Origin of the sequence: Pseudomonas emilianonis, assembly GCF_023072625.1 — a bacterium.
Lineage (GTDB): Bacteria > Pseudomonadota > Gammaproteobacteria > Pseudomonadales > Pseudomonadaceae > Aquipseudomonas > Aquipseudomonas paraveronii.
Window position 1 is genome coordinate 1 of sequence record NZ_JAKNRV010000213.1, and the last position, 9,059, is coordinate 9,059.

Here is a 9,059-nt window from a genome sequence, read left to right on the forward strand (position 1 = left end):
CATAATGAGCATTCAGCCAAGCCGTTCAAGTGGAATAAAACGGCTGAGGCCATCATTAGCTCGGTACATAAAGCGAAGCTGAGCGTTATAAAAAATAAATTAATGGATTAACCGCTCAAGCCACTAGCTCACCTAGGATAACTCGAAGCGATTTACTTCACCCAATGGGGAGCGGCAGAAAACGGCCAAAAGGAGCCAGTCGGATGCCTCCAGGAAATCAGGGGCGATTCAGAGGAGCTTAAGGCATTTCAATCTAAATTCCCTGACTATGTTAAATGGTGAGTAATGGATATTCTGAAAAAAGAGTGTATTGCCAGTGTAACGTTGTTTGATTTGCGCCTGTCTGAAGGGGAGCTAATGGTTTATGCAGATTGCATGCGCATTATCAAAGAGCGCCTTTGCGATTCGGAAATAGCTTCTCTAACAGTTTGCGAATCTAAAGATGAGCTATCTCACTTCTTGGAAGATATGTTGGATGCGCTAAAATTAGTTGAACGGCAAGAGTACGTTCCAGATAGGTTTAAGTAGTTTTTAAGTCTGTGCCCTTTTCAATGTTGTCTCTTCAGCAGGGTACGTTGAGTGTCTTTTGTGGACAGGTGAAAGGCAGCTCATGGCCGGTTAGCGACCGTCGCTCTGATTAGCCATCCTTGTCTTTCCACACGTGGATAACCTTCCAGGCGGTCAGTCAGCTTCTGATTTCGAGAAAGGGTTGGTTAGCTTGCCTCCTGGGGAGCGAGTGGCGACTGTAAAGACCACTGCCAAGGAAGTAGCTGATTCGCTTGGGTGGAAGAAAGATAGCCGTCTCAGTAGGATGAATTCGAGAGACGTTTTTGTCGGTGGTGATGGTTTTATTTACTCGGTTGATACCCAGCATGGTAGATTCGGAAAGTTAAATGGTAGGAGCGGAGCGCATATGGGAGATGTTAAGTCCGATCTTAGTCCTGTAGATAACTAAAAAGACTCTTCTGGTGGTCATGATCTGAGGATTAAGTAATGGCATGTGTGAAGCTGGTTGAGTATGCAGGTGAGCTGATTTCGCGCGGCTATATATTTAGACTGCCAGCAAGTTGGCCGTATGAAAGTGTTGTGGATTTCATGGTTGTTGATCTCCCGGATGAGAAATTTGGGCACTCTTTGGTCGTTGCGTCTGGAAATAAGTCAGGGTTGATGCTCATTCAGCTCCCTATCGAAAGTCGTGCTCCTGGTCACGGGATTTCGACAAGGTGGCTGATTGATAACTGGAGTAAATGGGTGTACCCGGAGTGTGATGTGAACGATGTTTTCTTATATGAGAGGTCGGCTGCTCCTAGTTGGGTAAGCACCGCTTGAAAGTAGTGCTTGTATGTGTGTGGACGGCTTTTGGTTTCGCTTTGCTACGGTGGAGGGCTTGGGGGGGTAGATGTCTTCGAATGGTGCTTTGAATCGCCCCGAGTTTCATAGCTGCTTTCGAGCCTCAGGGATACCAGCCCAGTCCCAGTAAGACTGTCCGCTTTTGGCCGAGGCTGTGTAAAAACGTTTTTGAGCGCGACAGGTACTCAACACAGGACTGTAAATCGCGCTTCTACGCGAAATCCACATCTGCTGACGTGCCAATAAATTTTAGATTTAACGTAGACGCGCGCACTTCAATTTTGGCGAAACGTTTTTACACACTCTGGGCCGACTGCTGCCGGCCACGAGCGAAAAACATCAGCCTTTTCGGTGATGGATTGGAATGACTTACCGCAAAACCCTTTAAAACAAAGACCAACATCAGCTTAAGTTTTTCCCGTACCAATTCTGTACCACCAAAATCCTCTCAACTCGCAAAACCACTCCTGACCAGGATATGGGACCGCTTAGGTGTTCCCAGCTAAAACCTAAGCGGCTTTTGCAGCAGAAATCAATTAGTGCCTAAATGCGTTATACCGCCGTTAGGACAGCTGTAATTAGGTGTTGTGTAATATGCGATATGCTGATCACCACACGCACTACAAGTAACTAATCGCGGCTTTTGAAACCCATATTTATTGCCCAAAAGAGCATGTACCAGGAATAGTTTAGAATGACTATTTTCCGAGATTGCGGTGGTGAGAAAATCAAAAAATGTCAATGTTTTGCCGCAACTGCATATAACCTTGCTAACGCTGTAACTCTCGTCCTTTAGAATTCCGCTTCGAAGCTCTAATAGATCTTCAATTTTAAGTATTTCTTTCGGGTCGGACTTCGTATAGTTTGAAAAATCATTTGCGGCTAAATATGCCTCATACTCTTGCTGAGTGACAGTCTTTGTAATGACTTCGTTCTGCTTGCTCATATCATGCTCCCATTCGAGTTTGTCGTTTTGACATTAAACTTTTTAGGATGCTTCGCGTTGTATCTGCAAAAAATCGATCGGATACAAAATTTAGATGCAAGGTCACGTTAAACCGCGAAAAAAATCATGACAACTGCATCTGCATCGTAAAGCCTTCCTCGAAATTGAGCCTAGCACGCAAAAAAAGGGAGGTGACCTAATGTCTCTTTTTAATAATCTCAGCCCCAGATCAAGGTGCCTTGGGCAAATTTATGGCATTTGGTGAGCCTTCTGCGACCCTCTTGATGCTCGAAAATTGCCCCAATAGCCCTCCCCGCCCACTTCCCCGTGGCGCCATGATGGATTGGAACTGCTAATCCTGTAGGCCACGTACTACTTGCCCTACAGAGCCGACCTGATAGCTGCGTACCAATTTTGTACCGACATGAGTCCATGCAGCGACGCCCTGCCCCTCACGACAGGCGGCCATCGGCCGTTAGCTGGCCTATATATCGTCGTGATTTTTACGATTGTTTATCGCCCAGCTTGGTTGCAAAATCGGCGGCTCACGCGGTTGAGCCTTATAGACAGGGAATTCAGATGGAAACTTTCGAATTGGATGACTTGACCCATGAGCAGATCAAGGCGTTTTGCCAATTGGGTGATGAACATCTGGAAGGCGGTGATTTCACGGCTGCCATCGGTCAGTACAACCTAGCGTGGGAGTTGATTCCAGAACCCAAAAATAACTGGGAAGCGGCGACATGGGTGCTTGCCGCTATCGGCGATGCCTGTTTTCAGGGAGGATTCTTTACCTCCGCAAAAGAGGCCCTTGAGTATGCGATGACTTGTCCCGATGCAGTCGGCAATCCATTTTTGCATTTGCGTTTGGGCCAAGCACTTTACGAGAAAGAGGAAACTGATCGAGCCGCCGATGAACTTATGCGAGCATACATGGCGGCTGGAGATGAGATTTTTGACAACGACGACCCCAAGTATTTCGCGTTCCTAAAAACGCGGGCCGTGATTTAAAAATCGGAATAGCCGATAACAAAAGCGCGACGGCGGCAATAATTGGCCGAGGCTGTGTAAAAACGTTTTTTCGGCGCGACAGGTACTCAAAACCGGATTGGAAATCGCGCTTCTATGCGAAATCCACATCTGCCTGACGGGCCAATAAATTTCAGATTTAACGTAGACGCGCACACTTTAATTTTGGCGAAGCGTTTTTACACACTCTGCGCCGAAAGCTGACCTTTCAGCACAGTGCTAGGTCATCGGCATCATTGTCCGGGAAAGGCGGTATCCGCTCGAAATGGTTCAACCAACTCGCAGCGGATGCCGTGCGGTATCTCTATTTAACGAACTTCAGGCATGCGAACCGAGTCTTGATTTTCAGCTGTTGAATGGGTTCGATGCTCTCCTGGTCGCCGACTTTCTTGATGACGCCTACGCCGCAGAAATGTTCGTCGTGGTTGAAGATCGGAAGAATGCCTGCCTTGGGCTTACTCCAGGAGCCTTGGATTAAGGTATAGGTGGCGCCGTTCTGTGGCGTGAAGGAGAACGGTATCTGACAAACGCTGCTTCCTGCGAACTGCGCATAGGTCAGGATCAGCTCCTTATTCACGGCGACCCGAGATTCGATGTAGCCGCCGTTAGAGGGCAGGATGGTGTAACCCGCATAACATCCATTGTCGCTGAACGTCATGGCATCCAGTCTCGCACCATTTCCAGCCTTGAGGCGAACCGTTGCGGAGGGTTCATCGGGGCCGGGAACGACATACTGCTTGCCCTGCAAAAACGAAGTGCAACCGCTAATTACCAACGCGCCGGCCAGCAAGATACAGCGGCTGGACTTTTGATTGAGGTACATCCATCTCTCCCTGATTCCATTGGGTGCCCTGACCATTCCGGGGCTTGGGACTGCCGAACAGCGGGCTGATGATAATGTATTCGGTGATGTACCAATCAGTATTCAGGGCATAGTGCACCAGACTGTTACCCCCAAATCCCCCCCCGCTGTACCTGCTTCCACCTGAACATTTCCGGTTAGCATGACTCCTCATCCAAGGAGGTATTGCGCTATGCCTGACGCTACTAATCTCTACCTATTCATTGTTGCCGCCTTACTGCTGCTTATAGTGCCAGGCCCCAACATGGCAATCGTCACCAGCCACGCAGTCGCTCACGGCTGGCGAGCCGGCCTCGCGGCAGCACTCGGCATAACCCTGGCCGATTTGCTGATGACCGTCCTGGTTAGCGCGGGTCTAGGGGCGCTGGTGATGAGTTGGGCACCGGCGTTCGACTTGCTGCGGTGGGCAGGCGCTTGTTATCTGATGTGGTTGGCTTGGCAAGCATTGAAGGCTCCCCCTTCGGATACTGACACTCAACCTACACAGGCTTCATTGCGGAAAATCCTGGCCCGAGCCACGCTCAACAGCCTGTTAAACCCAAAGGCGCTGTTGTTCTTCATGGTATTCCTACCGCAATTCGTCACCGTCGGCACCAGCAGCGTCACGTTGCAGTTGATGTTCTTAGGTGTGCTGCTTGCGCTGATCGCCTTGGTGTTTCATTCCCTACTCGGATTTTGCGCCGGACGGCTTCATGCGCGCCTGCGCAACGGCTCGATCCCCAAACGCCTAGGCGCTTATGGCTTCGCTGCGGTAATGGCCGCTCTGGCAGCTCGCTTGGTCTTTCTAAACCGGCCGGTTTAAAGGCTCCGAACCCGTCCGACGTCACATTTGTCAACATCGCGCCAGGCCCGCGCACTCGGTCCGATGTTAGGTTTTGCGAGGTTATGGTGTGCGCTCGATGACGGGTTTTAACAGGTTGCTGGCGCTGACCAAACAGCAGAAATCGGCCAAATAGCAGACATTGGGTTTGCTCAGTCAAGACGAGTATCCGGTTAAACGAAAGCCCCTGGATCTCTCGATTCAGGGGCATTTATTGGGTGCTTACTGCGCCAGATGCAGCAACAGGAAATCGATGAATGCCCTCGATTTGTGGGGCAAATGCGGGCTGTTGGGAAACACCACGTTGACCGACTGCGAGGGCAGCGAATAGTCGGGCAACAACCGGATTAGCCGCTCGCTGGCGATATCGTCCTTGATTACCCAGGCGGGCAGCACCGAGACGCCTAGCGACGCCAACGCCATGGAGCGAATGGCCGTGGAAGAGTTGGATTCAAACTGATTAATCCCGTTGATCTCGACATTCCCCAAGTGCGGATGGCTCAACGTCCACTGGGTCGGTGCCTGCAGGTTGCTGTTGGCGATCCACGGCACCGTATTCAGGTCCTGAGGATTCTGCACCGGGTGACGTGCAAGAAACGTCTCGGTAGCCACCAGGACAATTTCATAATCTGCCAGTTTACGGCTCTTGAAAGCCGAGTCTGCCAAATTGCCTAAACGGATTACCAGATCTAACTTTTCTGCCACCAGATCATTGAGTGACGAGTTGAAATTATAACAGATTTTTATTTCCGGATAGCGTTCTATAAATTGCGGTATCAACGGAAGAATATAGGCCTCGCCGTATTCACTGGTGGAACTGAAACGCAACTTTCCGGACACCCGATTATGCCCTTTTAATACATTATCGAAGGCATTATCGATGTCCGCGACAATACCTTTGAATTCTTCATAAAAGTCATGACCGATTTCGGTGAGGGATATATTTCGGGTATTTCTAATCAACAGCGTCGCTGACAGCACGTCCTCCAGCGCCTTGACATGCAGGCTGGCCATGGCCTTACTGATGCTCAGGTAATTGGCAGCCTTGGTGTAAGAACCAAAATCGACCACGGCCAGGAATGTCTGGACCCGATTAAGATGAGTGTGCATAGAAATATGGCTCACTGTTAAATCCTGTCAAACATTGTTTCAAGGATAGTCGTATCGACAGTTCAAGTCCACCGCCCCTATGCTTTACGGCAAAGGGGAAACAACATGACCTATCGCTACAAAGTTGCACTGATATTTCTGATCGGCTTTTTTATAGACTGCATTAATATCTTTATGTCAGCGGTCGCATTACCGAGTATATCGGCAGCGCTGCACGTTAGTACCTCAGACGTTGCCTGGGTGGCTAACGCTTATATTTTGGGGCTGACGCTGATCATTCCGGTCAGCACCTGGTTGGCCGGTCGTTTTGGCAGTCGGGAAATCCTCACCACCTCGATGATCGTGTTTACAGCCTCCGTGTGGATGTGTGGGCTGGCCGACAGTTTCAACGAGCTGGTGATCTGGCGCTTCGTCCAGGGGATTGGCGGCGGCCTGTTGATTCCTGTCGGACAGGCACTGACGTTTAACCTGTTCAAGGGCGAGCAGCGGGCAAAAATATCCACGTTGGTCATGGCCGTTGCCCTGATTGCGCCCGCCATTTCACCGACCATCGGCGGCGGCATCGTCGACAGCAGCTCCTGGCGCTGGGTGTTCTACAGCAACATCCCGTTCTCACTGATTGCGGCATTGCTGTCATGGTTCTGGATCAACGAAGCGCGACCGACGACTTTGCCCAGACCCGACATCAAGGGCTTGCTGCTGGTCAGCGCTGCACTCGGCAGCCTATTGATGGGCATGTCGTTGTATGGCGGCGACGCTCCGGCATGGGTGGCCGCCCTCTTCGTCATGGCCGGCGTTACGTTCGTCGTGCTGTACGGGGTGCACTACCGCACCTGCAAAAATCCGATCATTGAACTGAGCCTGCTCAAAAGCAAAAAACTCAGCACCTCCATCTTTATCTATTACGCAATTCCCGGGGTGTTCACGGGGGTCAACTTGATGAGCATCTTCTTCCTGCAAAACACCCTGCACTTCAGCGCCCGACTGACAGGGATGTTCATGATCCTCTACGCCATCGGCGCATTCATCGCGATGCTGATCTGTGGCCGGGTCTATAACCGGATGGGCGCCAAGCGGCTGTTTGCCCTCGGCATGCTCTTGCACAGCGCCGGCATCGCCACCCTGTTACTGGTGAACGATCCCTCAGACTATCTGGTGATCGTCATCGCCTACAGCTTGATGGGGATCGGCGGCGGCATCGGTGCCAACACAGCACAAACCACGTCGCTGATGGACTTCGAGGGCAATGACACCCACAAGGCCAGTGTCATCTGGAACATCAACCGACAGATGTCATTCAGCATCGGCGCGGCCCTCTTCCTGATGGTTTTCAACCTGCTCTTGAAGCATTTCGATACCACCCAGGCCTACCACGTGACCTTTGCCATCGCCGCGCTGGTGGGCCTGTTCCCACTCTTTCAACTGAGTCAGTTGAGCACTCAAAAGGACTGTCATGCACAACAAAATAGTTGAACAGGCGCACCACAGCATTCATCACGTGCACGAGCTGATCCACACCCTGTTCACCGACGCAAACGGTAAGGGGCAGGCCACGCTTGAACCACTGATATCGGCCTTTGCCGAGCAGTTCACCATGGTCACCACCTCGGCAGCCATTGTCAGCCGGGCGACAGTCGAACAGATGTTTAAAGGTGCAGTCGGCGCCAAGCCAGGCCTGGAGATCGTCATCAGCGATCTGCATACGGTCTGGCAGGAGGGCAACAGCGTGGCGATTCGCTACAAGGAAACCCATCGCCTCGGCCAGCGCGAAAGCTCACGGGTTTCGGTGGCGATCATTGGCATGCATCACCACAACGCCCAATGGATCTACCTGCATGAAACGCCGCTAAGCCAGGAAAGCTGACTCTCGTATGAACTACACAATCACTGATTGCCGAATGCTCTCGGCCTCTATCAAAGAAATCACCGTCAGCCCGCTAGCAACGGGGTGTGCGGTGCCGGCAGCGGGCGCACATTTCAAATGGTTCATCCCCGAGTTGAATGAATGGCGGCACTACTCGGCGGTACAGCTGGCAGACCGCACTACGCAGCAAGGCAGCGTCGTCTTTGCCATCCGGCTCACTGCCGACTCGGTCAGACTCCGTACCAACCTTAATCAAAGGCAGCTTTGGGTCCAGGCTGTGTGAAAACGCCAGTGATTGTCTAACCTTCTGATCGTCGAGATCGTATCGGGGGCGATCATGAAGCGATTTATTGAAGGTGAGACTCGGACGCAAGTGACGTTGCTGCCAGAGTGCCTGGACGATTACGTAGCCGAAGAAAATCCAGTGCGCGTGGTCGACGTTTTCGTCGATGAACTCGACCTGGGCGCACTTGGTTTTGAGGGCGTTGATCCTGCTGCAACGGGTCGTCCGGCCTACCATCCAGCGGTGTTGCTGAAGATCTATATCTACGGCTATCTCAATCGGATTCAGTCCAGCCGCCGGCTTGAGCGTGAGGCCGAGCGCAACGTCGAGTTGATGTGGCTAACGGGACGTTTGGCCCCGGACTTCAAAACCATTGCCGACTTTCGCAAAGACAACGGCAAAGCCATTCGCAGCGTATGCCGCCAGTTCGTAATTCTCTGTCGCAACCTCAATCTCTTCTCCCAATCGATCATCGCCATCGACGGCAGCAAATTCAAAGCCGTCAATAATCGCGACCGCAACTTCACTCAGGGCAAGGTGAAGGCACGCATGCAGCAGATCGAGCAGAGCATTGATCGATATCTGGCGGCGATGGATTCGGCGGATCGGGCAACGCCCGAAGTGGCCGAGGCCAAAGCAGAACGGCTTAAAGAAAAGATAGAAACACTGAAAAAGCAGATGCGGACACTCAAGGACATCGAGGCGCAGCTCCACGAAAGTCCAGACCAGCAGATCTCCCTCACAGACCCAGATGCACGCTCAATGGCTACGAGCGGCCGAGGCACCGGAACGGTG

Annotated in this window: 11 protein-coding genes; 8 read left to right on the forward strand and 3 right to left on the reverse strand. The window is 51.6% G+C overall.

Features of this window, described 5'->3' with window-relative positions:
- Nucleotides 1-285 precede the first annotated feature (285 nt).
- A complete protein-coding gene (locus tag L9Z73_RS19475) occupies nt 286-528 on the forward strand; it encodes a hypothetical protein (RefSeq protein WP_247404252.1) in 243 nt (80 codons plus the stop codon).
- Nucleotides 529-993: 465 nt separating this feature from the next.
- The gene (gene imm45, locus L9Z73_RS31570) at nt 994-1,329 is read left to right on the forward strand and encodes an Imm45 family immunity protein (RefSeq protein WP_081744377.1); all 336 of its coding nucleotides are present in this window, start codon (nt 994-996) and stop codon (nt 1,327-1,329) included.
- A 553-nt stretch (nt 1,330-1,882) separates the two neighbouring features.
- Here the strand turns inward: imm45 and L9Z73_RS19480 are convergent.
- A complete protein-coding gene (locus L9Z73_RS19480; RefSeq protein ID WP_247404257.1) occupies nt 1,883-2,296 on the reverse strand; it encodes a hypothetical protein in 414 nt (137 codons plus the stop codon).
- Nucleotides 2,297-2,875: 579 nt separating this feature from the next.
- On the opposite strand from L9Z73_RS19480, the gene L9Z73_RS19485 reads away from it, so the two are divergent.
- A complete protein-coding gene (locus L9Z73_RS19485) occupies nt 2,876-3,307 on the forward strand; it encodes a tetratricopeptide repeat protein (RefSeq protein ID WP_247404260.1) in 432 nt (143 codons plus the stop codon).
- A 322-nt stretch (nt 3,308-3,629) separates the two neighbouring features.
- On the opposite strand, the gene L9Z73_RS19490 is transcribed toward L9Z73_RS19485, so the two are convergent.
- Nucleotides 3,630-4,148: a hypothetical protein gene (locus L9Z73_RS19490; RefSeq protein ID WP_247404263.1), complete on the reverse strand. Its 519-nt coding sequence runs from the start codon at nt 4,146-4,148 to the stop codon at nt 3,630-3,632.
- A 211-nt stretch (nt 4,149-4,359) separates the two neighbouring features.
- On the opposite strand from L9Z73_RS19490, the gene L9Z73_RS19495 reads away from it, so the two are divergent.
- Nucleotides 4,360-4,989 carry a LysE family translocator gene (locus L9Z73_RS19495; RefSeq protein WP_247404267.1) on the forward strand — a complete coding sequence of 210 codons (630 nt, stop codon included), beginning with the start codon at nt 4,360-4,362 and terminating at the stop codon, nt 4,987-4,989.
- Nucleotides 4,990-5,229: 240 nt separating this feature from the next.
- Here L9Z73_RS19495 and L9Z73_RS19500 read toward each other — a convergent pair whose 3' ends face one another.
- The gene (locus L9Z73_RS19500) at nt 5,230-6,117 is read right to left on the reverse strand and encodes a LysR family transcriptional regulator (protein WP_247404278.1); all 888 of its coding nucleotides are present in this window, start codon (nt 6,115-6,117) and stop codon (nt 5,230-5,232) included.
- A gap of 105 nt (nt 6,118-6,222) precedes the next feature.
- Here L9Z73_RS19500 and L9Z73_RS19505 point away from each other — a divergent pair, with 105 nt between their 5' ends.
- The 4 genes from L9Z73_RS19505 to L9Z73_RS19520 form a co-directional block, all read left to right on the forward strand.
- On the forward strand, nt 6,223-7,590 hold the full coding sequence (locus tag L9Z73_RS19505; RefSeq protein WP_247404269.1) for an MFS transporter: 1,368 nt from the start codon (nt 6,223-6,225) through the stop codon (nt 7,588-7,590).
- Nucleotides 7,571-7,981, forward strand: a complete 411-nt coding sequence (locus L9Z73_RS19510; protein WP_247404272.1) for a DUF4440 domain-containing protein — start codon at nt 7,571-7,573, stop codon at nt 7,979-7,981. Before L9Z73_RS19505 ends, L9Z73_RS19510 begins: the two co-directional genes overlap by 20 nt.
- A 7-nt stretch (nt 7,982-7,988) precedes the next feature.
- Complete coding sequence (locus L9Z73_RS19515; protein ID WP_247404275.1) at nt 7,989-8,264, forward strand: hypothetical protein; 276 nt, start codon at nt 7,989-7,991, stop codon at nt 8,262-8,264.
- Nucleotides 8,265-8,318: 54 nt separating this feature from the next.
- Nucleotides 8,319-9,059: transposase (locus L9Z73_RS19520; protein ID WP_247404281.1), on the forward strand; the 741-nt coding region annotated here is incomplete at its 3' end.

Coding starts and splice junctions, on each gene's coding strand:
- imm45 (WP_081744377.1), top strand. CDS start 994: ATGGCATGTGTGAAGCTGGTTGAGTATGCAGGTGAGCTGATTTCGCGC.
- L9Z73_RS19510 (WP_247404272.1), top strand. CDS start 7,571: ATGCACAACAAAATAGTTGAACAGGCGCACCACAGCATTCATCACGTG.
- L9Z73_RS19495 (WP_247404267.1), top strand. CDS start 4,360: ATGCCTGACGCTACTAATCTCTACCTATTCATTGTTGCCGCCTTACTG.
- L9Z73_RS19490 (WP_247404263.1), bottom strand. CDS start 4,148: ATGTACCTCAATCAAAAGTCCAGCCGCTGTATCTTGCTGGCCGGCGCG.
- L9Z73_RS19500 (WP_247404278.1), bottom strand. CDS start 6,117: ATGCACACTCATCTTAATCGGGTCCAGACATTCCTGGCCGTGGTCGAT.
- L9Z73_RS19475 (WP_247404252.1), top strand. CDS start 286: ATGGATATTCTGAAAAAAGAGTGTATTGCCAGTGTAACGTTGTTTGAT.
- L9Z73_RS19485 (WP_247404260.1), top strand. CDS start 2,876: ATGGAAACTTTCGAATTGGATGACTTGACCCATGAGCAGATCAAGGCG.
- L9Z73_RS19505 (WP_247404269.1), top strand. CDS start 6,223: ATGACCTATCGCTACAAAGTTGCACTGATATTTCTGATCGGCTTTTTT.
- L9Z73_RS19515 (WP_247404275.1), top strand. CDS start 7,989: ATGAACTACACAATCACTGATTGCCGAATGCTCTCGGCCTCTATCAAA.
- L9Z73_RS19480 (WP_247404257.1), bottom strand. CDS start 2,296: ATGAGCAAGCAGAACGAAGTCATTACAAAGACTGTCACTCAGCAAGAG.